This window comes from Bradyrhizobium sp. Rc2d, assembly GCF_900099855.1.
Taxonomy (GTDB): domain Bacteria; phylum Pseudomonadota; class Alphaproteobacteria; order Rhizobiales; family Xanthobacteraceae; genus Bradyrhizobium.
The window spans coordinates 29,485-55,428 of the sequence record NZ_FNCU01000033.1 but is presented as its reverse complement, the minus strand read 5'-3'; the positions used below and the strand labels follow the sequence as shown (position 1 = coordinate 55,428).

The window sequence follows — 25,944 nt, the reverse complement described above, 5'->3', positions numbered from 1 at the left end:
GAAATTCTGCTCTAGTATTGCCCCCAAGATCCCCCAGCGAGAAGCATACATCCATGCCGCAGCCATTCGATCGATCAGCCGAAGATCTCGGGAATGCGATCCATTTCGAGCACGTCAACGTCCAGGTCCCGGACCAGCGCCTGGCGACCTTGTTCTACGTCACGGGCCTCGGGCTGACCCGCGATCCCTATCTGATGGTGTCCGACACCAACATGTGGATCAATGCCGGGCGAAGCCAGTTTCATTTGCCGAGCGGCAGGCCGCAGGTGCTGCGCGGCCATATCGGGCTGGTCATCGCGGGCCGCGAGGCGCTGCTGGCGCGGCTCGCATCGGTCGCAAAGAAGCTCGAGGGCACGGCCTTCACCTTCGCCGAGCGCAACGACCATGTCGAGGCGACCTGCCCGTGGGGCAACCGCTTGCGCTGCTACGAGCCGGACGCAGCGCGCTTCGGGCGCATCGCGCTCGGCATTCCCTATGTCGAATTCGACGTGCCCGTGGGCTCCGCGGCCGGCATCTGCGCGTTCTATCCCGAAGTCATGGGCATGCCCGCCGACTTGCGGAACGGCGACTGCAAGCTTGCCGCAGTGAAGACGGGCCGCGACCAGCATTTATTGTTCCGCGAGACCGATCGGCCGCAGGGCGACTATGACGGCCACCATGTGCAGATGTACATCACCGACTTCTCCGGCCCGTACCGCAAGCTGCTGGCGCGCGGCCTGATCTCCCGCGAGGACAATCAATACCAGTACCGGTTCTGCGACATCGTCGACCTCGACAGCGGCAAGCACCTCTTCACCGTCGAGCACGAGGTGCGCAGCGCCACCCATCCGATGTTCATGCGCCCGATGGTCAATCGCAATCCGGCGCTGACCAACCGGAATTATGCGTACGGGCACGACGAGGCGGCCTGGGCAATGGGGCCGGATCAGTATGAGGGATAGCGAGCGCAAACGCGTTCGGCGTTTGTCGCGAGGAAAGCAGCTGCACGCTTTGCGCTAACGCGGCCCTTCGGGTCCGGATCATGCTCTAGCGTCAGTCGGCAGGATCAAATCCGACAGCATCCAATGAGTGCCGGCCGATCAATTCAGCTGGCACTCACGATTGGAAATTTCCGACGCGCCGCCTGGCGTTATAGGCCACCTCGCCCTTCCCAATAGGTGGGCATCCCATAATAGCGGTGAGTTCGCGTTTCCCAGTCTCGATCCTGCCAGGAATCATCGCTGAACTCAGGCGCATCCTTCAGCTGTTGCTCGGTGATGTTGGTTCGAAAACCGTCAAGCGACGTATCATATGTCAGAGCGCCCCAGGGAATGGGGTAGTGGCTATGACCCAAGCCAACAAATCCGCCGAAGCTCATGACGGCATAAGCCACGCGGCCTGACACCTTGTCGATGATGAGGTGATCAATCTCACCGATATTCTTTCCACCTGCACCGTACACCTCGGTTCCCTGAACATCTTCGCTCGAGATGCATTGATGATTCGGATGTGCTGTTGCGCGGGCCATGACTTTGTCTCCTTCACAAGGGGTTTTGTCGGCCTAACTCGGCCGCTCCGAGGGCGTTCCTGTCTTGGGAGAACATGTCGCAGCGCCGATCACCAACTTGTCGTCGCTGACACCGACTGTAACAACCCAGCCCTGGTCGCTCCGAGGAGGCACGCACACCTGGTGACAAGAGCCGACAGGCCGACAAAGAAGCTACGAAAGGACGCCCAACGAGGACGGTGCAGGCACGCTCCACGTCGCGGAGTGGTCTCAGGCAGGGCAGGCGACCTGGCTGGGGCGGGAGGGATCGAACCTCGTCATTTCCAAATAAGACGCAGACCGCAGATGCGCGTTTTCGTTCAGGTCATCGCTCGGTCCCGGAACAGCGTTTCGATCAGCGGGCACTCTGGTTGAGTGCCGTCCGCGCATCGCGCGACCACGTCCTTGAGCACACGCTCCATGCGCCTCAGGTCTGCGATCTTCGCCCTTATGTCGTCGAGGTGTGCGGCAGCGATCGCGCGCACATCAGTGCAAGGCTGGTCGCGCTCATCGACGAGGTGTAATAGCTCACGGATTTCGTGAAGCGAGAAGCCGAGTTCGCGCGCCCGCAAAATGAAGCGAATACGCCGTTCGTGCGTCGCGTCGTAACTCCGATAGCCGCCCGGCGTACGCGGCAGTTCGGGCAGAAGACCTACCTTCTCGTAATAACGCACCGTCTCCAGGTTGCAGCCCGTCCGCTGGGCGAGCTCGGCCCGCTGCATGCTCTTCACCCCGGTGTGACCGCGCACTGGAGAATCTCCTTGACCCTGTAGTCGCTACAGACCTGATGCTACGATACGGCTGAAAATCCAGCAAGGAGAGAGACAAGACGTGACCGTCTGGCGAGCTGGGACAACAAGAATCGCGCCTACATCCCGCGCCGGCGGGCCAGAACGAGACATGGTCGGACGGCAGCGCCTAGTTGCCGTTGCCGGCATCCTGGGCGCGTTTGCGGCTTCCTCCTGCTGCATCGTGCCGCTCATCCTTTCAGCCTGGGCGTCGGAGGGGCCTGGATCGGCAATCTCACGGCGCTCGCGCCCTACCAGCCGCTGTTCGTGGCAGGAACGGTCGGGGTGCTGGGCTATGGGTTTTATCTCGTTTATTGGAAGCCAGGACAGACCTGCGCCGACGGCGCGATCTGTGCCCGTCCGATCTCCAATCGTATCGTTAAGGTAGCGCTCTGGCTTGCGACGCTGCTCGTGCTGGCAGCCTTTGCCTTCGGCTATGTCGCTCCGCTGCTGCTCGATGCCTGAGAACCAAGAGGAGAGCTGTCCCATGAACAAGAGCTTTGGCGTCGTCGCCCTGATCGCTCTCGCGATCTCGGGCACGGAGGCCGTTGCCGGCGAGCGCACAGTCACGTTCGCAGTCGACAACATGACCTGCGCCTCTTGCCCCTACATCGTGAAGCAGTCGATGGCGGCTGTGCGCGGCGTCGCCAAGGTCGCTGTCTCATTCGAGGCCAAAACTGCAACCGTCACCTTCGACGACGCAAAGACAAATGTGGACACGATTGCCGCCGCGAGCTTGAACGCAGGCTATCCTGCGCATGCCAAGCCGAAAGGCGGCTGAGATGGATGAGTGGGGGCCGATCCAATACGCCTCGGAAAGTGCGGCATCTCGGCCCCGATCGGGCAACGGCCCCTATGACCTCGTCGTCATCGGCGCGGGCTCGGCCGGATTTTCGGCGGCGATCACGGCTGCCGATCAGGGCGCCCGCGTGGCTCTCGTCGGCAGAGGTACCATCGGCGGCACTTGCGTCAACGTCGGCTGCGTCCCATCGAAGACATTGATCCGTGCCGCAGAACAACTCCACAATGCGCGCGTCGCCGCGCGCTTCGCCGGGATCACGGCTGAGGCCGCGGTGACCGATTGGCGGCAGACCGTTCGCCAGAAGAACGCGCTCGTCACGGGACTGCGCCAGACCAAATATGTCGACCTGCTGCCGGCTTACCGGGACATCACTCTTCGCGAAGGGCCAGCGCGTTTTGCGGACGGCGGGGTCGCGGTAGATGGCACGCACATTCTTGCCAGCAAGATCATTGTCGCGACCGGCGCGCGTCCGTCAGTTCCAACGATCTCCGGTCTCGACACCGTGCCTTATCTGACGAGCACGACGGCGCTCGATCTCGAGACTCTGCCGCGGTCGCTGCTCGTGATCGGCGGCGGCTATGTCGGGGCGGAGCTTGCCCAGATGTTCGCCCGCGCCGGCGTAACCGTGACGCTGGTGTGCCGATCCCGTCTGCTCCCAGAGGCCGAGCCTGAAATCAGCGCGGCGCTCACGCAGTATTTCGTGGATGAGGGCATCCGTGTCGTCGCCGGTGTTATTTACCGCGAGATCCGGAAGACAGGAGAAGGCATCGCGATCACCGTCGCGCGCGGCGAACAGAATCTAGTAATCGAAGCCGACCAGGCGCTCATTGCCACCGGGCGCACACCCAACATCGAAGGCCTTGGGCTTGCCGAATACGGGATTGCCGTATCGCCAAAGGGCGGCATCGTCGTCGATGAGCATATGCGAACCACCCGGACTGGCATCTACGCCGCCGGAGACGTGACGGGTCGCGACCAGTTCGTCTACATGGCGGCCTATGGCGCCAAGCTCGCGGCGATCAATGCCTTGAATGGCGATAGCCGGCGCTACGACAACCGCGCCATGCCGGTCGTCGTGTTCACCGACCCGCAAGTGGCAAGCGTCGGCCTCACGGAAGCTGCGGCACGCAACGCCGGGCACGACGTGCGCGTTTCTACGATCGGTCTCGACCAGGTGCCGCGGGCGATGGCCGCTCGCGATACCCGTGGGCTGATCAAGCTGGTGTCGGATGCACGGAGCGACCGGCTGCTCGGCGCGCACATCCTCGCACCGGAAGGTGCTGACAGCATTCAGACGGCTACGCTCGCAATCCGACAGGGCCTGACTGTCGCTGATCTCGTCGAGACGATCTTTCCCTATCTGACCACCGTCGAAGGCCTCAGGCTCGCAGCGCTGTCGTTTGGCAAAGAGATTTCCAAATTGTCGTGCTGCGCTGGGTGATCGTCGTCGAGGCCCGAACGCGGCGGCGGCGAAAGAGAATACGCTCTCGCCACCTGCTCAGATGCTCCAGGCACTTCGCCAGAGAACCCGTGCACGGGCGGCGGACGGTCACTCCATCAACGCAGGCCGGGCGGGATGCACCCTCGGGTCCCAACACGGCAGTGCCAACCGACCTTCCTTCCATGACTCCAGCCGGGCGGCCTGAACGCAGGACCATGCATTTGCGCTCTCGCCATCATGGGTCTGTGCGTGGCCGTCGGAGACATTCGGCTAGCACTAAAGCCAGTGTGCGCACCGGCCATGCCCTGGCCACTCATACCCATGCCAGATCGCTGCGCATCAGCAGGACCGGCTATCGCAACGCAAAATCCAATGGCTGCAGTCATAGCGAGCAAGTTCTTCCACATAGAGCGTCTCCTTTTCGGCCATGCCCTGCACCTCAACTCTCAGAAGCGAAACGCCGGGCACAAAGACGCGTTCCCATGGACGGAGGAGCGCGCGAATGACTAATGAGTCAGTTTCTGACGCAGAGGTCAGTCTTAATGCGATGCGATCAAGGACCTGCTACTGCGACCGCCGGGCCTACTTGGGAAGCCTCTGATGTAACCTTTCGCCCTCCCGGGGCGAACTTGCTTATTGGCGGGCCGGTTCGGCGCGCCGCAACAGCAATTCGCGTACTGTCGCGCAGCAAACCCGCATTCGGAGGAATGGATATGTCCAATCGCAGCCTATCCGCACTGGTCGCCGGCGCCTTCGTCACAGCCGTCGCATCGCTCGCCGTCGCCCCGGCCGCCGCACAGATGAAAGGCGGCATGGAACACATGGGGAAGGGCGACATGGAAAAGATGATGAAGGAAAAGCAGGCCGAGACTGCAAAGGCGCTGAAATCCGGCAAGATGGAGAAGTGCTTCGGCGTGGCGCTGAAGGGACAGAACGACTGCTATGCGGGGCCGGGCACGACCTGCGCCGGGACCAGCACGGTCGACTACCAGGGTAATGCATTCAAGCTCGAGGCCAAGGGCACCTGCACGACCATGCAGACGCCGAAGGGACCGGGAAGCCTGACCGAAAAGAAGGCCTGATGAAGTGGGTTGGCGGGCATCCGCTGCCCGCTTACCCCTTCTTTGATTGGAGGTTGCCGTGCCGCTTGCGTTGTCTTGCACGCAAAACTGCATTCCTGCGCGCGGGGGCGTTGGCCTCAAGGCCGCACACTACCGCACGATTGTCGAGACGCAGCCCGACATCGGCTTCTTCGAGGTTCATGCGGAAAACTACATGGGCGCCGGCGGACCGCCGCACCGCTATTTGTCAGCCGTTCGCGAGCGATACCCGCTCTCGCTCCACGGCGTTGGCCTCTCGATCGGCGCCGACCGGCCGCTGGATAAGGAGCATCTGAAGCGCCTCAACCAGCTGATCATTCGCTACCGACCGGGCCTGTTTTCGGAGCATTTAGCCTGGTCGTCCCACGACACCGGGTTCCTCAATGACCTGCTGCCCGTGCCCTATATCGGCGAGACGCTCGCCCGCGTCGTCGAGCATGTGGATGAGGTGCAGAGCACCCTCGGACGGCAGATGTTGCTGGAGAATCCCTCGACCTACGTCGCGTTCGCCGAAAGCACCTATTCGGAAATCGACTTCATCGCCGAGGTGGTCCGGCGCACCGGCTGCGGCCTCTTGCTCGACGTCAACAACGTCTACGTCGCCTCGACCAATCAGCAATGGGATCCGGTCGTGTATATCGAGGCCTACCCGCTCGGACACGTTCAGGAAATTCATCTTGCCGGCCACGCAAGAGACGCTGACGGCAAGGGCCGGCCACTGCTGATCGACACCCATGATCGTCCGGTCGACGAGATCGTCTGGGATCTCTACGCCCATACGGTCGGACTCACGGGACCGCTTCCCACCTTGATCGAATGGGACGCCGATGTGCCTGCCTGGGCCACGCTCCAGTACGAGGCCGAGCGCGCCGAGGCCATCATGCTTGCAACCAGATCGGAGGCCACACGTCGTGCAGCAGCTCGCTGAAAGGCAGCGCGATTTCGCGGCGGCTCTGCTGGATCCAGGGCTGCCGATGCCGCATGGTCTTGTCGGTCCGGACGGTGAACCAGACCCGAGGCGGTTCGCCGTATATCGCAACAACGTCGCGGTCAGCCTCATTGAGGCCTTGGACGATGCGTTCCCGGCGGTGCAGCGCATTGTAGGCGCCGACTTCTTTCGTGCCATGGCGCGCGCTTACGTCATGGTCCAGCCGCCGCGCTCGCCAATCATGCTGGATTACGGCGCCGGCTTCCCGGAGTTCATCCGGAGCTTCGAGCCGGCTGCCGGGCTGCCCTACTTGGAAGACGTTGCACGGATCGAGCGCGCCTGGACAGAGGCCTATCACGCACCCGAGGCGTCGCCGATCGATCCAGGCACGTTCAGCGCGGTCGCTCCGGACCAGCTGCCCGCGATGCAGCTCGAGCTTCACCCGTCGCTGCGTCTGGTCCGATCGCACTTCCCGGCGCTGACGATCTGGCAAATGAACCTTGCCGACGGCATCCCGGCTCCGGTCGATCTGGCCGCCGGTGGCGAGGATGCCCTGGTCGTCCGCCCCGTCGCCGACGTTGAGGTTCGTATGATCCCCAGGGGCAGCTTCGAGTTCATCCAGGCGCTGAGCGACGGAAAGCCGGTACTCACCGCGCTGGAGGACGCCTTAACCGCGAATTCCCGGTTCGATCTTTCGGCCAGCCTTGCCGATCTTATGCGCGCGGGTGCCTTTGCTGGCTACAGCCTGGCGCCGGAATTGATGCGGACATGAGCATGCATCTGAACATCGCGACGATCGATAGTGCCGCTCGGCGGCTTGCGGATTGGCTCGCCCGCGTCGCTCAGGTGGTGGCTCCGCCGGTGCTAAGAATCGCGCTCGCCGTGCCCTTTTTCAAATCCGGCTTGACCAAATGGGACGGCCTTCTCTCGCTGTCGCCGGCAGCCGAGTTCCTGTTCGAGGACGAGTTCAAGCTGCATATTTGGGGCCAAGCTTACAATTTCCCCTTCCCGACCGCAGTCGCGTACCTCGACGGCGTCGCCGAGATCGTGCTGCCCGTTCTGCTCGTTGTTGGTCTTGCGACCCGCTTCAGCGCTCTGGCTCTTCTCGTGATGACTGGCGTCATTCAGCTCGTGGTGCCGGAGGGTTGGGCGAACTTTCACCTGCCATGGGCGGGCCTGGCACTCGCCATTATCGCACTCGGTCCCGGGCTGCTGTCGCTCGATCATTGGCTTGAACAGCTGCCGTGGCCCTGGAAGCGGGAAGCCGCGCAACCCGGCGGACGGAGCGCGCGCGCATGACGCACGACCCGCGCAACCGCGGACCATCGCTCAGGCTCGTCGGGAAGAACGAGAGCGGCGCGCCTCAGGCCGCGCCACTCGTCAGAGACATCGACTGGTCCATCCTGATGGCCCGTGCGCAGGAGGGGGATCGAGCCGCCTATCACCGGCTGCTTCAGGAAATCACGCCGTACCTGCGTGCTCTGGCGGCGCGGCGGCACCGTGACCTCGGCGATGTCGAGGATTCAGTTCAGGACGTCCTTCTGACCGTCCATTCGATCCGGCAGACCTACGATCCGGCCCGGCCCTTTGCGCCCTGGCTCGTCGCAATCGCCAACCGGCGTTTCATTGATAGGCTGCGCCGTCAGGGCCGCACCAGAAACCGTGAAATTCCTTTGACAATCGAGCATGAAACCTTTTGCGAACCTGCAGCGAACCTAGGGGAGAGACCGGACGAACGAGAGCTCGAGACGACGGTCAGCAACCTCCCTCCTGCCCAACAGAATGCAGTCCGCTTGCTCAAACTCAAGGAATTGTCACTAAAAGAGGCGGCAGCAGTGAGCGGCATGTCGGTTACATCTCTGAAGGTGAACGCTCATCGTGCGCTGAAGAGCTTACGGAAAATGCTGCTCGACCGGAGCGAACCGTGATCAAGACATCCGATCTCATTGCCTCCCTTGCGGCAAACGCCACGCCGGTGCGGCGGTTGCGACCGCCGGTGATGCGGGCGGCGTGCTGGCTCCTGCTTGCAGCGGTCGTCCTGACGCTGCTGGCCGTCAGTCAGGGGATTCGCCCCCACCTGATGCAGCGGCTGCAGGAGCCAGCCTTTGTCGTCAGCATGGCGGCCGCAGCTCTGACAGGCATGCTCGCGGCCATCGCGGCCTTCCTGGTCAGCCTCCCCGACCGGTCGCGTCTGTGGCTTCTGCTGCCGATGCCCGCGCTCATCCTTTGGCTTTCGAATGTCGGCTATCAGTGCCTCACGCAATGGGTTGCCATCGGTCCTGACGGCATGAGCCTTGGCGAGGCCGCGCGTTGCTTCGCCACGCTCGTGCTCACCAGCCTGCCATTGTCGCTCGCAATGCTGGTGATGCTGCGCTACGCAGCGCCGCTGCGTCCGACCGCCGTCACCTTCATGGGAAGCGTTGCCGTCGCCGCGATCACGGCAACCGCGCTGTCGCTCTTCCACATCATCGATGCGACCGTGATGATCCTGATGTGGAACTTCGGCACGGCGGTGCTGTTTATCGGTCTCGCAGGCGCTTTCGGCCGGAAGATGTTCCGATGGGTGGCGCCGCGAACGCTTTATGCGAAGGACTAAGCTCGTTGGCATCTCGGGCGAAGTTTGCGGCTGCATCCCTTCGGCGCGTAGAGCATGAAAGAGATCGGGTGGGCTCACAAGTCCTGGAGCCTCAGCTTCGCAGCCATGAAGCATCTTTAGAGGATGATCTACATGACAAATCCGGAACCACTGCTTCCGCGGCAGCCCGTGCCACCACTCCACATCGACCTTGCTTCGGGCGGCGCCTTCGATCCTGCAAGCGAGAAGCCGGAGCAGTTCACGCTTCTCGTGTTCTATCGCGGCCTTCACTGTCCGATTTGCAAGACCCAGCTCAGGGAATTGGAATCGAAGCTCGAGGAGTTCGAGAAGCGCGGCGTAGCCGTGGTGGCAATATCATCCGATACGAGGGAACGGGCACTGCAGACCAGGGAAGCCTGGGGACTGACGCGGCTACGTATCGGCTATGGACTCGATCTCGCTGTCGCGCGCCGATGGGGCTTGTTCATTTCATCAGGGCGCGGCATGACGTCCGCCGGCGTGGAAGAGCCCGCGCGCTTCTCCGAACCGGCGCTGTATCTGATCCGACCGGACAGCACGCTGTACTTCGGCAGCGTCCAGACCATGCCGTTCGCGCGGCCGCACTTCTCCGACATTCTTGCTGCGATCGACTATGTGCTCAAGAATAACTATCCGGCGCGCGGTGAAGCAACGGACGTGTAGAGATGTTGATTGCGCGCCGGGTCGTGGCGCCCTACGGACAGTGGACAGCGCCATTTCCAAATGAAGCAACGAGATTTGACGAGCAATATCAACTGGCTGGGGCGGGAGGGATCGAACCTCCGAATGGCGGAATCAAAATCCGCTGCCTTACCGCTTGGCTACGCCCCAACAGGTGACTGACGGAACGGCGGAAGATCGGGCTACCGCGGATTCCCCTCAGGTGCTGCCGGTCTATAGGGAGCGGCGCGGCATTTCAACCGTCTGGAGGGGCAAAATACCACACGGGCGGGCGACCCTCCCCTCCTCACTCTATATTATAGGCACGATATTATAGGCACGATATTATAGGCGCGGCGATGGCCCCGCTCCCGGCCGGCGCCGTCTCCCTTCCCGGCCATTGAGACCGCCTCCGTTTCATGGGAATACGGCGCCAATATTTGTCCACGGGAGTGAGCCATGACCTACCGCGCGCCGATCTCTGACATGCTGCTGTCGCTCAACCACGGCGCGGGCCTCAAGGCCGCCGTGGCGGCCGGCCATTACGGCGATTTCGACGCCGATATAGCCGCAGCCGTGCTGGAGGAAGCCGGCAAGTTCGCATCCGACGTGCTGGCGCCGCTCAACAAGGTCGGCGACGAGCACGGCATCAAGCTGAGCGAGGGTAAGGTCACGACCGCGCCGGGCTGGCCGGACGCCTACAAGCGTTGGACCGAGGGCGGCTGGAACGCCGTCTCTGGCCCGGAAGGTTTTGGCGGCCAGGGCCTGCCACTCGCGATCAACGCCGCCTGCACCGAGATCTGGAGCGCCGCCAACCTCGCCTTCGGCCTCTGCCCGCTGCTGACCGCCTCCGCGATCGAGGCGCTGGAGGCGCATGGCAGCGACGAGTTGAAAGAGATCTATCTCGAGAAGCTCGTCTCCGGCGAGTGGACCGGCACGATGCAACTCACCGAGGCGCAGGCCGGCTCCGACGTCGGCGCGCTGCGCACCCGCGCCGAGCGACAGGCCGACGGCACCTATCGCATCAAGGGGACGAAGATCTTCATCACCTATGGCGAGCACGACATGACCGACAACATCGTGCATTTCGTGCTGGCGCGCCTGCCTGACGCGCCCGCCGGCACCAAGGGGATCTCGCTGTTCCTCGTACCGAAATTCATGGTCAATGCCGACGGCTCGCTGGGGCAGCGCAACGACATCTATGCGAGCGGCGTCGAGCACAAGCTCGGCATGCATGCTTCGCCGACCTGCACCATGACCATGGGCGATCATGGCGGCGCCATCGGTTTCCTGATCGGCGAAGAGAACCAGGGCATGCGCTGCATGTTCACGATGATGAACCAGGCCCGCCTCGGCGTCGGCCTCGAGGGCGTCGGCGTCGCCGATCGCGCCTATCAGCAGGCGCTGTCCTACGCCCAAGAGCGCAAGCAGGGCCGCGCGGTCGGCAACAAGGGCGACGGCTCGGATGCGATCTTCGTCCATCCCGACGTCAAGCGCATGCTGATGCGAATGCGGGCGCAGACCGCGGCGGCGCGCACCATCTGCTATGCGACCGCGGTCGCGATCGACGTTTCCACCCGCGCCAAGGACGCGAAGGTGCGTGCCGATGCGGCCGCACGCGCGGCGCTGCTGACGCCAATCGCGAAGGGTTATTCCACTGACATCGGCAACGAGGTCGCCTATCTCGGCGTGCAGGTGCATGGCGGCATGGGTTTCATCGAGGAGACCGGCGCTGCGCAGCACTATCGCGATGCCCGCATCACCGCGATCTACGAAGGCACCAACGGCATCCAGGCGATCGACCTCGTCACGCGCAAGCTCGCAGCCAATGGCGGCGCGGCGGTGTGGGCACTGCTCGACGAGCTCTCGGCCACCGTCAGCCAAGTCGAGGCCTCCAACGATCCCGCCTTCGGCACCACGGCCACCAAGCTGCGCGAGGCGCTGGAAGCGCTGATGCGCACCAGCAAATGGCTGCTGGAGCGCGTTGCGTCCGCGCCGAACGAGGCGCTTGCGGGAGCTACGCCCTATTTGCAGCAGTTCGGCGCCACGCTCGGCGGCTGCATGCTGGCTTCTGAGGCGCTCGCCGCCAAGGCCGACGGCACCACGGACGCCGCGCGCTACGTCTCGCTCGCCCGCTTCTTCGCCGAGAACATCACGGTGCAGGCGCCTTCGCTCGAGCGCACCGTGACGGAAAGCGCGGAATCGGTTGCGGCGGCGGATGCGGTGCTGCTGGGGTAAGGCCGGCCTGCCTGCCCGTCATCACTACTGCGCCTTCATCCTCCGCTGTCATTCCCCGCGAAAGCGGGGAATCCAGTACGCCGCGGCTTCTCGATAAACTACAGGCGTCTCGGAGTACTGGATCGCCCGATCAAGTCGGGCGATGACACCGAATGTGTGGGATGCGCGTGCCACACGCGATGCGGTCCCGGAGTACGTCGCGCTCCGTCCAGGCTACGAAGCTGCGACATCCGCCCTTCCCCCCGGCCGCCACAACACGACCGCCGCCGCGACGAGATCGAGCACCACACACAGCGCGAACGCCGTCGTGTAATTGCCGGTGAAGCTCCGCACCAGGCCGACGATGCCGGGGCCGAAGGCGCTGACGATGCCGCTGATCGAGGTGCCGAGCCCCATCGCGGCCGCGAAGGCGGCAGCGCCGATCTCGCGCTGGATGATCAGCGGCGGGAACGTGATCATGTTGCCGATCGAGAAGCCGTAGACGGCGCAGCAGGTCAGCAGCAGGGCCGGACTCGTGCTTTGGAGCAGCACGAAGAGAGCCGCGGCCTGGCTCGTCATCGACGCCGCGCAGGCGAGCCGCGGATCGAGCCGGTCGACGAACAGGCCGAGCGACAGGCGGCCGACCACCGCCATCGCCGCCATGAGAGTGACGGCGAGGCCCGCGCTGGCGCGCCCGATCAGCGGCTCGAGGAACGTCACCTGATGGATGATGAAGCCCATCTGCGCCAGCAGCGCGATCGCGATCGGCAGCACCATGGTCCAGAACGCCGCGTTGGCGAGCAGCGCCTTGCGCGACTGGCCGGGTGCGGCCGCATCGCCACTGGATGGACGTCCGGCCGGTGCCAGCGAGGTCCCGGCGGGCCAACCGATGAACGTCACGACGACCGGCAGCACCAGCAGTACCATTGCGAACGTGACCGCCAGCATCGCGGAACGGAAGCCGATGCTGCCGGTCAGCGACAGCAGCAGCGGGACGAGGACGATGCCGCCGCATGTCGCACCGTTGAAGGCGAGGCTGAGCGCGAGCCCGCGGCGCCGCTCGAACCAGGAGTTCAGTACGGTCGCGATCACCACGGTGCCCATCCCGGTCCAGCCGACCGACATCAGCGCATAGGCCAGATAGAGCTGCCAGGGCGTCTGCATCAGCGCCAGCAGCACGGTCGAAGCACCGAGCGCCGACAGGCCGCACAGGATCAGCGCGCGCAGCCCGATGCGGGCGAGCAGATCGTCGGTGAAGATGACGAGGACGGAGGTCAGGAGGAACGAGAAGGTGCTGGCCGCGGAGACCAGCGTGCCCGGCCAGCCATGGGCGCGCTGCAGCTCGGCGAGATAGACGCCTTGGCCGTAGAGGCCGAAGCCGAACATGAAGAAAGCCATCAGGAAGCAGGCCAGCACCACACGCCAGCCGCGGTAGTGCAGCGAGGATTCGTCGACACCAGTTTTGGCAATCATCAATCGAGCAATCGGTCAAAGCAAACGGTGCAATGTGCGATCGTGCCCCACAACCAGCGGTTTTTCAATTGAAACATTGTAGCCATTTGTTGCAACGCGCAATAGCGAGACCCCACCGATGCGGCGGGCGCCATGTACCTGCGTCACAAGATCGGCATCGAAAAGCTTGAGCCAGCGCATTGGCACGCCTGCAAGATGATGTAGGCTGACGTTTCGTGAGTCACGCCAAAGGCAAGCGCCGCGGCGACCGCAGGGGGCTCTCATGCCGAATGGCAATATCGTCGTCACCGAAGAGCGCGGAACGCGCGTGATCACCCTGCGTCGTCCGAGCAAGAAGAACGCGATCACGCAGGACATGTATCGCGAGATGAGTCACGCAATCGACACCGCGCAGAACAACCCTGAGATCCGCTGCATGATCATCACCGGTGGCTCCGGTGTGTTCACCGCCGGCGACGACATCGAAGACTTCCTGAAGGCCGACGCCTCGCACCCCGAGATGCTGTCGAATGGCGCCAAGTTTCTCTATTCGCTCGCCCTCAATGCCAAGCCGATCATCGCGGCCGTGGACGGCGCCTCGATCGGCATGGGCACTGTGATGCTGTTCCACTGCGACTATGTGCTCGCCTCGAACGCTGCGACCTTCTCCGCACCCTATATCCATCTCGGGCTCGTACCAGTCGGCGCGGCCAGCCTGCTGATGCCGAACACGATGGGCTACCAGCGCGCCTTCGCGATGCTGGTGATGGGGCGGACTTTTTCCGCCGCGGAGGCGCACGCCGCAGGCTTCGTCAACACCGTGGTCTCGCCGGGACACACCGAGGTCGAGGCGCGCAAGGTGGCGCGCGAGATCTGCCGTTTGCCGGCCGAGGCGGTCGCAACCTCGCGCAGACTGCTGCGCGCCCCGCCCGAGGAGCTCACCCGCCGCATCGACCAGGAAGGCCATCTGTTCGGCGAGCGACTGCAGTCCGACGAAGCGGTGGCGGCGTTCAATGCGTTCGCGAACCGGAAGAAGCGGTAGGGAGCGCTCCGCTGCCACCCTCCCCTGGAGGGGGAGGGTCGCTCGCGCGAAGCGCGAGAGGGGTGGGGTGGGCCGCACAAAGACTCCCGCTCGTATGCGCGAGAATTTCTGGCACCTTCTGCCAGGATGGTCTGTCACCCCGCCCCGGTTCGCATTTCATGCGAACCGACCCGCCCCCTCAAGGGGCGGGTGGGAGTGCGCGGCAGTCGCCGCATGCAACAGAAGGTTTCGTGAAATCTTCGCGCCGAACGTCTAATCTGGTTCCATGCGACATCTTCTCCGCCTGACCGCCTTCGCACTCGCCCTCACCTTTGCCCTCCCCGCCTCGGCCCAGACCGCCGCGCCGGTCGAGCTGCGCATCCTCGCGATCAACGATTTCCACGGCAATCTACGGCCGCCGCCGGGCGGCATCCGCATCGGAGATCCCGAGGATGGAGCCAAGAAGGTGATGGTGGCGGCCGGTGGCGCCGAATACATGGCGACGCTGGTGAAGCAGCTGCGCGAAGGACACAGGAACACAATCTTCGTCGCCGCCGGCGACCTGATCGGCGCGAGCCCGTTCCTGTCGGCGATGTTTCACGACGAGCCTTCGATCGAGTCGCTCTCGATGATGGGTCTTGCGATCACCTCTGTCGGCAACCACGAATTCGACGAGGGCAAGACCGAGCTCTTGCGGATGCAGAACGGCGGCTGCCATCCGATCGACGGCTGCCAGGGGCCGCATCCCTTCACGGGCGCCAAATTCCATTATCTCGCAGCCTCCACAATCGAAACCGCGACCGGCAAAAGCGTGCTGCCGCCCTTTGAGATCAGGGAGTTCGACGGCATTCCCGTCGGCTTCATCGGACTGACGTTGAAAGGCACCGCCGGCATCGTCTCGCCCGCGGGCATCGCCGGACTCGAATTCCGCGACGAAGCCGAGACTGTGAATGCGCTCGTGCCGCAATTGAAAGCGCGCGGGGTGGAAGCGATCGTCGTGCTGATCCACGAAGGCGGCGAGCCTGCCGGCGACTACAACGAATGTCCCGGCATCTCGGGGCCGATCGTCGACATCGTCAAGAAGTTCGCCCGCGCCGTCGACGTCGTCGTCAGCGGTCACACCCATCGCGCCTATGTCTGCAATATCGATGGACGGCTCGTCACCAGCGGCGACAAGTTCGGCACGCTGGTCACCGCGATCGACCTCAAGCTCGATCCCGCAAGCCGCGACATCGTCAGCGCCAGGGCCGAGAACGTCATCGTCGCCAATGCCTCGCTGCCTAAGGATGCCGAGCAGACCGCATTGATCGAAGCCTACGACAAGGTGTCGGCGCCGATCGCCAACCGGCCGGCCGGATCGGTGACGCAGACGCTGTCGCGCATTCCGAACGAGGCCGGCGAAAGCGCGCTCGGCGACATCATTGCGGATGCGCAATTGCTTGCAACCCGCGATGCCAAGGACGGCGGCGCCGTCATCGCGCTCACCAATCCCGGCGGCATCCGCACCGACATCGTTCCGAAGGAGAACGGCGCGATAACATTCGGCGACGTCTTCGCCAGTCAGCCGTTCCGCAACCGCCTCGTCACCATGACGCTCACCGGCCGCCAGCTCAAGGACTTGCTGGAACAGCAATGGCTCGACCCGAAGCGGCCGCGGATCCTCCAGGTGTCGAACGGATTCAGCTATGCCTGGGACGCGGCGAAACCATTCGGCGAGCGCGTAATGCCGGAGAAGATGACGCTCAGCGGCAGGCCGATCGAAGCTGGAAGCGGCTACCGCGTCACCCTCAACGACTACCTCGCGGTCGGCGGCGACGGCTTTACCGTCGCCAAACAGGGCTCGGCGCCGCAATATGGCGGCTACGACGCCGACGCGCTGTTCGCGTTCTTCCGGGCGCATGGGCCGATCGGTCCGCTACCGCCCACCCGCATCCTGCGGGTGAATTGATCCGGATCAAACGGGCCGGCGCGGGACGACCCTTTGCCATTGCCGTCCAAACGCCTAGATTGGGTTTTGCATTGCGTTTTGGCGCCGGATGCGCCAAGCGACGTCAAGAGCCGTTTTCTGTGAGGCCGACCTGATGAGCACGCTCCTTCTCTCCCACAAGGCCTGCCTCGACCACGTCACGCCGCCGGGACATCCTGAAAGGCCGGATCGTCTGCGCGCGGTGGAGGAAGCGCTGTCGCACGAGCGTTTCCAGTTTCTGGCGCGCGACCAGGCGCCGGAGGGCGATCTCGATCTCGTCACGCTGTGCCACAACGAGCACTACGTCACCGAGCTGCGCCACATCGCGCCGACCAGCGGCCAGGTCTATCTCGATGGCGACACCTCGATGTCGCCGGGCACCTGGGAAGCGGTGATGCGCGGCGTCGGCGGCGCGGTCGCGGCCACCGAAGCGGTGATGGCCGGCGAGCATCGCAACGCCTTCGTCGCGGTGCGCCCGCCCGGACATCACGCCGAGATCGGCAAGCCGATGGGCTTCTGCTTCTTCGACAATGTCGCAATCGCGGCGCGCCATGCGCAGCGCAAATACGGCATCAAGCGCGCGGCCATCGTCGATTTCGACGTGCATCACGGCAACGGCACGCAGGACATCTTCTGGTCGGACCCGACCGTGATGTACTGCTCGACGCACCAGATGCCGCTGTTTCCGGGCACCGGCGCCAAGAGCGAGCGCGGCGACCACGACACCATCGTCAATGCGCCGCTCGCCTCCGAGGACGGCGGGCCGGAATTCCGCAACGCGTTCGAGAATCTGATTCTGCCGCGGCTGGAAAAATTCAGCCCTGAGCTGCTCATCATCTCCGCCGGTTTCGACGCGCATTATCGCGACCCGCTGGCCTCGCTGAATCTGCGCGCCGAGGACTACGCCTGGGTGACGCGCAAGCTGATGGACCTCGCCGACAAGAGCGCAGGGGGCCGCATTGTTTCGGTGCTCGAGGGCGGCTATGACCTGCAAGGACTGAAAGAATCTGTTACGGCGCATGTCGGCGCCCTGATGGGCGCGTGACGAACCCGCCACATTAAGCCCGCAAAATTCTGCTTTTGCTCATGTGAAGCGAATCGGGCAATCGGAAACGGATATGGCCGAAAATACCCAAATCGACGTCTCCAGGCTCACCTTCGAGCGCGCGATCGAGGAACTCGAAACGATCGTGAAGCGGCTCGAAGACGGCAAGGTGCCGCTCGAGGAATCCGTGACGATCTATGAGCGCGGCGAGGCCCTGAAGCGCCGCTGCGAGGACCTGCTGCGCCAGGCCGAGGCCCGCGTCGACAAGATCACCACCGATGCCAGCGGCCAGGCCACCGGCACCGCGCCGCTCGACGTCCAGTAAGCCAAGTTCCCCCTTCGGTTTGTGACCGCGCTTGGCCCTTTAACAGGGCACGGGGAGCGCTGCCGGCTGCATTTTTCATGATCGCACGGCGCCGTCCCATGAAGCGTGATGGTTCCATCGGTGGGAGCCTGTCCAGCCTGTTCTGGATCGGAGCCTTCCGTGGGACGAAAAAGATCTGATTCCGGCAAAAAAGTACGCCAAGAAACCGGACGAGCCCGGAACCCCTCGTCACGGGCGGCAGTTAACCAAGCCGGCCCACGGGTTGCACCTGCATACCCCCAATCGGCCCGGCGGGTTGGCTTTGGCCCAAGCTTTGGTGTAAAGCTGCGCGGAGTGTGGCTTTTTGTAAGCCTTGCGTGGGCAACGATTACCGACGACAAGCGCTTCAAACTGCTGATGAAATTGGCTGGGACGGGCGAAGCCGATCTAAGTGACAGGGATCACAGAGACTGAACCGGAGCGCACTTAAGCTTACCTAAGCTTGAAGACGGGGCCTGGCCCCATGCAGGTGGCTCCGACGGTTTGAGGACTCGCGCTGCGCCGATATTGAGCAAACCCATCGCGCACCGGAACCTTCCGGCGCTGACAAATTGGAAATGGCCGTGAACGCATACAGTAAAACGCCGCTTCTCGACACCATCCGGACGCCGGAAGACCTGCGCAAGCTCAAGATCGAGCAGGTTCGCCAAGTCGCCGACGAGCTGCGGCAGGAGACCATCGATGCTGTCTCGGTGACCGGCGGTCACTTCGGCGCGGGTCTCGGCGTGGTCGAGCTCACCACCGCGATCCATTATGTCTTCGACACGCCGCGCGATCGGCTGATCTGGGACGTCGGCCATCAGGCCTATCCGCACAAGATCCTCACCGGCCGGCGCGACCGCATCCGCACCCTGCGCACCGGCGGCGGCCTGTCCGGCTTCACCAAGCGCAGCGAGAGTGACTACGATCCGTTCGGCGCGGCGCATTCCTCGACCTCGATCTCGGCCGGCCTCGGCATGGCCGTGGCGCGCGACCTCTCCGGCGGCAAGAACAACGTTATCGCCGTGATCGGTGACGGCGCGATGTCGGCGGGCATGGCCTACGAGGCCATGAACAATGCGGGAGCGATGAACTCGCGCCTGATCGTCATCCTCAACGACAACGACATGTCGATCGCGCCGCCGGTCGGCGCCATGAGCGCCTATCTGTCGCGGCTCTACTCCGGCAAGACCTATCGCACGCTGCGCGATGCGGCCAAGCAGATCAACAAGCGCCTGCCCAAGATCCTCGCCAACCGCGCCAACCGCGTCGAGGAATACTCCCGCGGCTTCATGATGGATGGCGGCACGCTGTTTGAGGAGCTCGGCTTCTATTATGTCGGCCCGATCGACGGCCACAATCTCGACCACCTCCTGCCCGTGCTGAAGAACGTGCGCGACATGGAGGAAGGCCCGATCCTGGTTCACGTCGTGACCCAGAAGGGCAAGGGCTACGGCCCGGCGGAAGCGTCCGCCGACAAGTACCACGCCGTCGTCAAGTTCGACGTCGCGACCGGCACCCAGGCGAAAGCAAAACCGAACGCGCCGGCCTACCAGAACGTGTTCGGCCAGAGCCTCGTCAAGGAAGCGCAGAAGGACGACAAGATCGTCGCCATCACCGCGGCCATGCCGTCGGGCACCGGCGTCGACATCTTCAACAAGGCGTTCCCCGACCGCACCTTTGACGTCGGCATCGCCGAGCAGCACGCGGTGACGTTCGCCGCCGGTCTTGCGACCGAAGGCTACAAGCCGTTCTGCGCGATCTACTCGACCTTCCTGCAGCGCGGCTATGACCAGATCGTGCATGACGTCGCGATCCAGAACCTGCCCGTCCGCTTCGCCATCGACCGCGCCGGCCTGGTCGGCGCCGACGGCGCGACCCATGCCGGCTCGTTCGACAACGCCTATCTCGGCTGCCTGCCGAACATGGTGATCATGGCGGCGGCGGATGAAGCCGAGCTCGTGCACATGGTGGCGACCCAGGTCGCGATCGACGACCGTCCGAGTTCGCTGCGCTATCCGCGCGGCGAAGGCCGCGGCATCGACATGCCCGAGGTTGGCATTCCGCTCGAAATTGGCAAGGGCCGCATGATCCGCCAGGGCAGCAAGATCGCCCTGCTCTCCTTCGGCACGCGCCTCGCCGAATGCGAGAAGGCGGCCGACGAGCTCGCAGCCCACGGCCTGTCGACCTCGATTGCGGACGCGCGCTTCATGAAGCCGCTCGACACCGAGCTGGTGCTCAAGCTCGCCCGCGACCACGAGATCCTGATCACGATCGAGGAAGGCTCGGTCGGCGGGTTCGGCTCGCATGTCGCGCAGTTCCTGACCGATCAGGGCGTGCTGGACAGCGGCATGGTCAAGTTCCGCACGATGGTGCTGCCCGACGTGTTCCAGGACCACGACACGCCCGCCGCGATGTACGCCCGCGCCGGTCTCGACGCCAAGGGCATCGTCGCCAAGGTGTTCGAAGCGCTCGGCAAGGACGTCAAGGCCGAGACGGTCAAGCTGGCTTGATGGGTTTCACCTCTCCCGCTCGCGGGAGAGATCGGATCGCGAAAGCGATCCGGGTGAGGGCTTCCTCTTGGGGGTTCTCGATTGCCGAGATACCCTCTCCCCAACCCTCCCCCGCAGGCGGGGGAGGGAGCAGACCGCACGCTGTGGCTCGTACCTCGACCCAAATTATCCGGTTCTGACTCCATGAAGATCTATCTGGCAGGCCCCGACGTGTTCCTGCCGGACGCGGTAGAGATCGGCCGCCGCAAGGTCGATATCTGCACGGCTCATGGCCTTACCGGCCTTTATCCCCTCGACAAAGCGATCGACCTCACCGCGCCCGATGCCTCGCGGCAGATCTTTTGCGGCAACGAGGCGATGATGGACAAGGCCGACGCCATCATTGCGAACCTCACCCCGTTCCGGGGCGCCGGCGCCGATCCCGGTACCGTCTACGAGCTCGGCTACATGGCCGGGCGACGTAAGTTCTGCCTCGCCTATTCCAATGACGGCGCCGTCTATGCCGACCGCGTCGGCCGTTTCATGGACGTCGCCTCCGAGGACGGACGGCTGGTCGATGCGCAGGGACTGACGGTCGAGGATTTCGGTCTCGTCGACAACCTCATGATGATCCATGCGCTGGAACTGCACGGCTGCCCGCTGGTGACGCCGGCGCAGATGCCGGTCGATGTCTGGCACGATCTCGCCGCATTCGAGACTTGCGTCCGGATGGCGGCCGCGCGATTGATCGCTACATAAGCATATCAGTCGTGCCCATGAGAGCGTGATGCCCCCTGCCCGCAAGCGCGCGGATGTATTGCTGGTCGAGCGCGGCCTGTTCGAAAGCCGGGCGCGGGCGCGCGCGGCGATCGAGGCCGGCCTCGTCACGGCCGACGACAAGCTGGTTTCAAAACCGTCAGAGACGATCGCCGAGGATGCGGTGATCCAGGCCGAGCCGGCGCATCCCTATGTCTCCCGCGGCGGCGTCAAGCTCGCCGGCGCGCTCGAGCATTACCCGATTGAAATCGAGGACCATGTCTGCCTCGATGTCGGCGCCTCCACCGGCGGCTTCACCGAGGTGCTGCTGGCGAACGGGGCAAGCCTGGTGTTCGCCATCGACGTCGGCACCAGCCAATTGCATCCCTCGCTGCGCGATCATCCCAAGATCGTGTCGATGGAGGAGACCGATATAAGGTCCTACGAAGGCAAACGTCTGCCGGCGCGGCCCGATATCGTCGTCATCGACGTCAGCTTCATCTCGCTCAAGGCTGTGCTGCCGGTGGCGTTGTCGCTGGCGGCGGCCCCCATGAGACTGCTGGCGCTGATCAAGCCGCAATTCGAGGCGGAGCGAAAGCACAACAAGAAGGGCATCATCCGCGACGCCGCCGTGCACCGGGAGATCTGTGACGACATCGCGGCCTTTGCCGCTTCGCTCGGCTGCACCGACATCGAGATATTCCCCTCACCGATCACGGGCGGCGACGGCAACATCGAATTTTTCCTGGGCGCGCGCCGTGGTTGAGCGCCTAACGATTGATCATGTCGGCCATCGCGGCGACGGCGTCTGCCTGGACGCCGGCGCAGCGATCTATGTGCCCTATACGCTTGGCGGCGAGACCGTCGAGGTCGATCACGTCGCGGGCCACCATCCCGACCGCCGCAAGCTGCTCGCGGTCGACGTCGCAAGCCCCGAGCGCATCGAACCGTTCTGCCCGCATTTCGGCGTCTGCGGCGGCTGCGCCATCCAGCATTGGGCGGCTGAACCCTATCACGCCTGGAAGCGCGGCATCGTGGTCGAAACGCTGGCGCAGGCCGGCGTCGATTGCGACGTGGCGCCGCTGGTCGATGCGCACGGCGCCGGGCGCAGGCGCATCACGCTGCACGGCCGCTTCGGCACGCATGACGTTCTCAAGGTCGGCTTCTCCGCGACGAGTTCGCACGACGTCATTCCAATCCATCGCTGTCCCATCCTCGATCCCGCGCTCGCCGGCGCGATAGACGCCGCCTGGGCGCTGGCCGAACCGCTGACGACCAAGATGCCGGTGACGAAGCCGCTCGACATCCAGATCACCGCCACCACCAACGGCCTCGATGTCGACGTGCGCGGCTCCGGCCCGCTGCCGACGCCACTGGTGACGGCGCTGTCCCGCGTCGCCGAGCAGCACCGCCTGGCGCGACTGACCCGGCATGGCGAACTGGTGCTCCAACGGCTGCCGCCGACGGTCAGGATGGGCCGTGCTGAGGTGACGCTGCCGGCGGGCTCGTTCTTGCAGGCGACCGTCGCAGGCGAAGAGACGCTGGCCGCGCTCGTCGCCGAGCGCGTCGGCAAGGCCAAGGAAATTGTCGACCTCTTCTGCGGCGTCGGCCCGTTCGCGCTGAGGCTGGCGGAGAAGGCCCGCGTGACCGCCTATGACAGCGACGCCGGCGCGATCGCAGCGCTGGCGAAAGCGGCGCGCACGCCCGGCCTGAAGCCGATCAAAGCCCAGCCGCGCGACCTGTTCCGCCGTCCCCTGATGCCGCAGGAGCTGCGCGACTTCGACGCGGTGGTGTTCGACCCGCCGCGCCAGGGCGCCCAAGCTCAGGCGCTGAAGCTTGCCGCAAGCAAGGTGCCCGTCGTGGTCGCCGTGTCCTGCAACGCCGCGACCTTCGCCCGCGATGCGCGACTGCTCATCGACGGCGGCTATCGGCTGGAGGCGGTGGTGCCGGTCGACCAGTTCCGGCACACGCCGCATGTGGAGCTGGTGGCGCGGTTCAGCCGGTGACGTCGGACCGCTATGCCGACGGCTCGAATTGCGGTTGCCATCGCAGCAGGTAGGACTGGAGCGAGCGCACCGCGATCGCCAGCAGGATGCCGACGAACATCATGACGAAGATGGCGACCATCATCTCGCTGGCATTGGCCCGCGCCTCGGCTTCGATGATGAGCTTGCCGAGCCCGCGCTCGGCACCGATGAATTCGCCGACGATGACGCCGATCAGCGCAAAAGACACGGCCGGCAGCAGCGAAGCGAACACCCAGGCGAGCGCGGACGGGATCACGACCGTCCGCAGCACGGTGAACTCGCTGGCGCCGAGCAGACGAGCGGCGGCGATCTGGTCGCGGTCGACCGCACGCGTTCCCTCGAAAGTGTTGAAGAACACCACGAAGAACACGACGAGCCAGGCGGTCGCGATCTTGGAGAGATCGCCGAGGCCGAAGATCAGGATGACGAGCGGCACCAGTGCGATGCGCGGGATCGAATTGAGCGCCACGATGTAGGGCCCGAATACGCGGGCAAGGAAATCCGAACGGCCGAGGATCAGGCCAGCCGCGATGCCGCTCGCAGATCCGAACAGGAATCCCCACCAGGTGTTCTTCAGCGTGACGAGCGTCGCAAGCCACAGATTGTTGTCGTTGCCCTTGATGCAGGCGGCAAAGCCGCTCGTATCGGCAAAGCAGCCAAGCCGCAGGAAGCTCTGCCAGATCAGCGACGGCTTGGCGACGAAATAGGGATCGAGGATCTTCGGTACGTAGGCCTTCGGCAGCAGCGCCTTGCTCCATTCAAAACCCCACTGCCAGATGACGAGAACGGCTGCGAGAATGGCCAGTTGCCAGAACAGGATGACAGTGCGGCTGTTGGACATGGTCAGTCGGCCCTGGTGCGGCGGAATTCTTCGCCGAGCGAATGCCAGATGTGGGAATAAAGGCGGCCGAATTCGGCGGTCTCGCGCACGGCCACGGGGTCACGTGGACGCGGGATGGCGACGTCGAAGTCTTCCTTGAGACGGCCGGGCCGCGCCGAGAGCAGGATGATGCGGCTCGCCAGCGTCAAGGCTTCGCCGAGATCGTGCGTCACGAACAGCACGGTCTGCCGCTCGCGCTCCCAGATCTCCAGCAGCGTCTTGTGCATCTCCAGCTTGGTGTGGGTGTCGAGCGCCCCGAACGGCTCGTCCATCAGCAGGATCTCGGGCTCCAGGATCAGCGTGCGCATCAAGGCGACGCGCTGGCGCATGCCGCCGGACAGCATGCGCGGAAAGCTCTGCGCAAAGCCCGAGAGCCCGGCCTTCTCGACCGCCGAAGCGACGCGCCCTGCGCGCTCGGTCTTCGGCAGTCCCGCGATCTCCAGCCCATAGCCGATGTTCTGCTCCACGGTTCGCCAGGGAAACAGCGTATCGCGCTGGAAGACATAGCCGACCCTGGGGTTGACCTTGCCGGTCTCGACCGTGTCCGCATCGATCAGGATGCGTCCGCCAGAGCGCGGCAACAGCCCCGCGACCATGTTGAGGATGGTGCTCTTGCCGCAGCCGGAGGGACCGAGCAACGCGACGAACTCGCCTTGCTTGACCTCGAAGGAGACGTCATCGACCGCCACGAACTCGCGGCCGGACGCGTTGAAGCGCTTGGCGAGCCCCTGCACGGCAATGCGGGTGCGCGCCGCCGCTATTTGATCCTCGTCTCGCGCGAGCGCGAGGCCCTGACCTGGCGCGGCGATCATTTGTATTTCGCCCTGGCTGCCTGGAGGAAGCTCATGTCGACGACATCCTCGTATCTGGTCTCGGGAATATCAGTTCCCTTGCGGTACCAGGGCTTGGCGCCACGTTCGAACGCTGGCTTGTCGATGACACCGTCATAGGCCCAGGTCGACTTGTCGAAGCCGAGCTCGGCGCTGACCGCGTCGGGATCGATGCCCGAGAAATATTTCGGCGTGACCAGCGCCTGCACCTCGGCGAGCGGCGTCGCCTTCACGAAAGCCATCGCGCGATGGATCGCATTGACATAGGCCTGCACCATCGCCTTGTCCTGCTCGATCGTGTCCTGGAGCGTGTAGATCACGAGTACGGGCAGCGTCCCTCCGAAATCCTTCTCAAACACGCCGGGTTTTGAGGTGTCGTAAATCGTCCGGCCAAAGCCCTTCTTCTCGACTTCGACGATCCAGCTCGGCGGCGCCATGATGGCGTCGAACTGCTTGGTCTGGAGCGAGGGGAACATGGTGTTGGTCCCGCCGCCCGCGACCCAGTTCACCTTGCCGCCGAGCCCGCGCGCTTCGAACACATAAGTGCCGAACACCCAGGTGCCCGACCCGATGGCGGTCGCGGCGACGATCGGCTTGGCGCCATCGGGGCGCTTGTAATCCGCGAGCTTCTCGACCGAATTGATGCCGCTGTCGTAGAGGTCCTGCCGGACCATGATGCTGGCGTAGGAGCACACCATCTCGGTCGCGAGCAGGATCTTGCAGGGCTTGCCGCGAGCACTGAGTTGGAGCGGGTGGCTGGCGTCGCCATGGGCGAACAGCGCCTGCCCCGCCGCCAGGGTCTGGCGACCGAATGTGCCGGCATTGCCGGTGACGAGCTTGGAATCGAGTCCTTCGTCCCTAAAGTACCCCTTCAGCTCCGCGATCATGCCGATGGCATAGACCGGCGACACCGGTCCGAAGGCGAGCGAGACCTGCTTGGCCTCGGCGCGCAGCTGCCCCGCCAGCAGCGATGCGCCGGCCCATGCGGAGCCTGCGATCAGCGCCTGGCGCCTGGTAATGCTCATGTGCTCCTCCTCCCTTGGTTTCTTTGTTCGAT

General features: G+C 64.3%; 27 protein-coding genes and 1 tRNA gene. 20 read left to right on the top strand and 8 right to left on the bottom strand.

What is annotated here, in order from left to right:
* Positions 1-53: 53 nt before the first annotated feature.
* Complete coding sequence (locus tag BLV07_RS31390; RefSeq protein WP_091893677.1) at positions 54-941, top strand: VOC family protein; 888 nt, start codon at positions 54-56, stop codon at positions 939-941.
* A 188-nt stretch (positions 942-1,129) separates the two neighbouring features.
* On the opposite strand, the gene BLV07_RS31385 is transcribed toward BLV07_RS31390, so the two are convergent.
* Positions 1,130-1,507, bottom strand: a complete 378-nt coding sequence (locus BLV07_RS31385) for a PRC-barrel domain-containing protein (RefSeq protein WP_091893675.1) — start codon at positions 1,505-1,507, stop codon at positions 1,130-1,132.
* 338 nt (positions 1,508-1,845) lie between these two features.
* A complete protein-coding gene (locus BLV07_RS31380; RefSeq protein ID WP_091893673.1) occupies positions 1,846-2,274 on the bottom strand; it encodes a MerR family transcriptional regulator in 429 nt (142 codons plus the stop codon).
* A gap of 90 nt (positions 2,275-2,364) precedes the next feature.
* Here BLV07_RS31380 and BLV07_RS31375 point away from each other — a divergent pair, with 90 nt between their 5' ends.
* The 10 genes from BLV07_RS31375 (at position 2,365) to BLV07_RS31330 (ending at position 9,861) form a co-directional block, all read left to right on the top strand.
* A complete protein-coding gene (locus BLV07_RS31375) occupies positions 2,365-2,778 on the top strand; it encodes a mercuric transporter MerT family protein (protein ID WP_502690262.1) in 414 nt (137 codons plus the stop codon).
* A 22-nt stretch (positions 2,779-2,800) separates the two neighbouring features.
* Positions 2,801-3,094 carry a cation transporter gene (locus BLV07_RS31370; RefSeq protein WP_091893671.1) on the top strand — a complete coding sequence of 98 codons (294 nt, stop codon included), beginning with the start codon at positions 2,801-2,803 and terminating at the stop codon, positions 3,092-3,094.
* A 1-nt stretch (position 3,095) separates the two neighbouring features.
* Complete coding sequence (merA, locus tag BLV07_RS31365) at positions 3,096-4,556, top strand: mercury(II) reductase (protein WP_479714200.1); 1,461 nt, start codon at positions 3,096-3,098, stop codon at positions 4,554-4,556.
* 713 nt (positions 4,557-5,269) lie between these two features.
* Entirely contained in the window at positions 5,270-5,638 is a 369-nt protein-coding gene (locus tag BLV07_RS31360; protein WP_091893668.1) for a BufA1 family periplasmic bufferin-type metallophore, read from the top strand.
* Positions 5,639-5,696: 58 nt separating this feature from the next.
* On the top strand, positions 5,697-6,584 hold the full coding sequence (gene bufB / locus BLV07_RS31355; protein WP_091893748.1) for an MNIO family bufferin maturase: 888 nt from the start codon (positions 5,697-5,699) through the stop codon (positions 6,582-6,584).
* Positions 6,568-7,356: an HvfC/BufC N-terminal domain-containing protein gene (locus BLV07_RS31350; protein WP_091893666.1), complete on the top strand. Its 789-nt coding sequence runs from the start codon at positions 6,568-6,570 to the stop codon at positions 7,354-7,356. The genes bufB and BLV07_RS31350 overlap by 17 nt, the downstream gene beginning before the upstream one ends.
* Positions 7,353-7,883: a DoxX family protein gene (locus BLV07_RS31345; RefSeq protein ID WP_091893664.1), complete on the top strand. Its 531-nt coding sequence runs from the start codon at positions 7,353-7,355 to the stop codon at positions 7,881-7,883. Before BLV07_RS31350 ends, BLV07_RS31345 begins: the two co-directional genes overlap by 4 nt.
* Positions 7,880-8,512, top strand: a complete 633-nt coding sequence (locus tag BLV07_RS31340; RefSeq protein WP_091893661.1) for a sigma-70 family RNA polymerase sigma factor — start codon at positions 7,880-7,882, stop codon at positions 8,510-8,512. Before BLV07_RS31345 ends, BLV07_RS31340 begins: the two co-directional genes overlap by 4 nt.
* Positions 8,509-9,180: an NrsF family protein gene (locus BLV07_RS31335; protein WP_091893659.1), complete on the top strand. Its 672-nt coding sequence runs from the start codon at positions 8,509-8,511 to the stop codon at positions 9,178-9,180. The genes BLV07_RS31340 and BLV07_RS31335 overlap by 4 nt, the downstream gene beginning before the upstream one ends.
* 132 nt (positions 9,181-9,312) lie before the next feature.
* Positions 9,313-9,861, top strand: a complete 549-nt coding sequence (locus BLV07_RS31330) for a peroxiredoxin-like family protein (RefSeq protein WP_091893746.1) — start codon at positions 9,313-9,315, stop codon at positions 9,859-9,861.
* Positions 9,862-9,954: 93 nt separating this feature from the next.
* On the opposite strand, the gene BLV07_RS31325 is transcribed toward BLV07_RS31330, so the two are convergent.
* Positions 9,955-10,029 (bottom strand) — tRNA-Gln (locus BLV07_RS31325).
* A 288-nt stretch (positions 10,030-10,317) separates the two neighbouring features.
* Between BLV07_RS31325 and BLV07_RS31320 the strand changes: the two genes are divergently transcribed.
* The gene (locus tag BLV07_RS31320; protein WP_091893657.1) at positions 10,318-12,096 is read left to right on the top strand and encodes an acyl-CoA dehydrogenase family protein; all 1,779 of its coding nucleotides are present in this window, start codon (positions 10,318-10,320) and stop codon (positions 12,094-12,096) included.
* A gap of 213 nt (positions 12,097-12,309) precedes the next feature.
* On the opposite strand, the gene BLV07_RS31315 is transcribed toward BLV07_RS31320, so the two are convergent.
* Both BLV07_RS31315 and BLV07_RS47860 read right to left on the bottom strand, forming a co-directional pair.
* Positions 12,310-13,548, bottom strand: a complete 1,239-nt coding sequence (locus BLV07_RS31315) for an MFS transporter (RefSeq protein ID WP_091893655.1) — start codon at positions 13,546-13,548, stop codon at positions 12,310-12,312.
* 15 nt (positions 13,549-13,563) lie between these two features.
* Positions 13,564-13,728, bottom strand: coding sequence for a hypothetical protein (locus tag BLV07_RS47860; RefSeq protein ID WP_164934634.1), 165 nt, complete (start codon positions 13,726-13,728; stop codon positions 13,564-13,566).
* Positions 13,729-13,810: 82 nt separating this feature from the next.
* Here BLV07_RS47860 and BLV07_RS31310 point away from each other — a divergent pair, with 82 nt between their 5' ends.
* The 8 genes from BLV07_RS31310 to BLV07_RS31275 all read left to right on the top strand — a co-directional run bounded on the left by BLV07_RS31310 (position 13,811) and on the right by BLV07_RS31275 (position 23,156).
* Positions 13,811-14,569, top strand: a complete 759-nt coding sequence (locus BLV07_RS31310) for an enoyl-CoA hydratase-related protein (RefSeq protein ID WP_091893653.1) — start codon at positions 13,811-13,813, stop codon at positions 14,567-14,569.
* Positions 14,570-14,834: 265 nt separating this feature from the next.
* Entirely contained in the window at positions 14,835-16,496 is a 1,662-nt protein-coding gene (locus BLV07_RS31305; protein WP_091893651.1) for a bifunctional metallophosphatase/5'-nucleotidase, read from the top strand.
* A 133-nt stretch (positions 16,497-16,629) separates the two neighbouring features.
* Positions 16,630-17,559, top strand: a complete 930-nt coding sequence (locus BLV07_RS31300; protein WP_091893744.1) for a histone deacetylase family protein — start codon at positions 16,630-16,632, stop codon at positions 17,557-17,559.
* Positions 17,560-17,632: 73 nt separating this feature from the next.
* Complete coding sequence (locus BLV07_RS31295) at positions 17,633-17,884, top strand: exodeoxyribonuclease VII small subunit (protein ID WP_008551229.1); 252 nt, start codon at positions 17,633-17,635, stop codon at positions 17,882-17,884.
* A 602-nt stretch (positions 17,885-18,486) separates the two neighbouring features.
* A complete protein-coding gene (dxs, locus tag BLV07_RS31290) occupies positions 18,487-20,415 on the top strand; it encodes a 1-deoxy-D-xylulose-5-phosphate synthase (protein ID WP_176945879.1) in 1,929 nt (642 codons plus the stop codon).
* Between the two features lie 183 nt (positions 20,416-20,598).
* Complete coding sequence (locus BLV07_RS31285; protein ID WP_091893647.1) at positions 20,599-21,153, top strand: nucleoside 2-deoxyribosyltransferase; 555 nt, start codon at positions 20,599-20,601, stop codon at positions 21,151-21,153.
* 28 nt (positions 21,154-21,181) lie between these two features.
* The gene (locus BLV07_RS31280) at positions 21,182-21,916 is read left to right on the top strand and encodes a TlyA family RNA methyltransferase (protein WP_176945878.1); all 735 of its coding nucleotides are present in this window, start codon (positions 21,182-21,184) and stop codon (positions 21,914-21,916) included.
* Positions 21,909-23,156 carry a class I SAM-dependent RNA methyltransferase gene (locus tag BLV07_RS31275; RefSeq protein ID WP_091893643.1) on the top strand — a complete coding sequence of 416 codons (1,248 nt, stop codon included), beginning with the start codon at positions 21,909-21,911 and terminating at the stop codon, positions 23,154-23,156. Before BLV07_RS31280 ends, BLV07_RS31275 begins: the two co-directional genes overlap by 8 nt.
* Before the next feature lie 10 nt (positions 23,157-23,166).
* Here the strand turns inward: BLV07_RS31275 and BLV07_RS31270 are convergent, their stop codons facing one another.
* From BLV07_RS31270 to BLV07_RS31260, 3 genes are read right to left on the bottom strand one after another with little or no spacing between them, the layout of a single operon-like run.
* Positions 23,167-24,018 (bottom strand): ABC transporter permease, encoded by an 852-nt coding sequence (locus tag BLV07_RS31270; RefSeq protein WP_091893641.1) that lies wholly within the window; start codon positions 24,016-24,018, stop codon positions 23,167-23,169.
* A gap of 2 nt (positions 24,019-24,020) precedes the next feature.
* Positions 24,021-24,869 (bottom strand): ABC transporter ATP-binding protein, encoded by an 849-nt coding sequence (locus BLV07_RS31265; protein ID WP_091893639.1) that lies wholly within the window; start codon positions 24,867-24,869, stop codon positions 24,021-24,023.
* A complete protein-coding gene (locus BLV07_RS31260) occupies positions 24,866-25,912 on the bottom strand; it encodes an ABC transporter substrate-binding protein (protein WP_091893637.1) in 1,047 nt (348 codons plus the stop codon). Before BLV07_RS31260 ends, BLV07_RS31265 begins: the two co-directional genes overlap by 4 nt.
* Between the last annotated feature and the right edge of the window lie 32 nt (positions 25,913-25,944).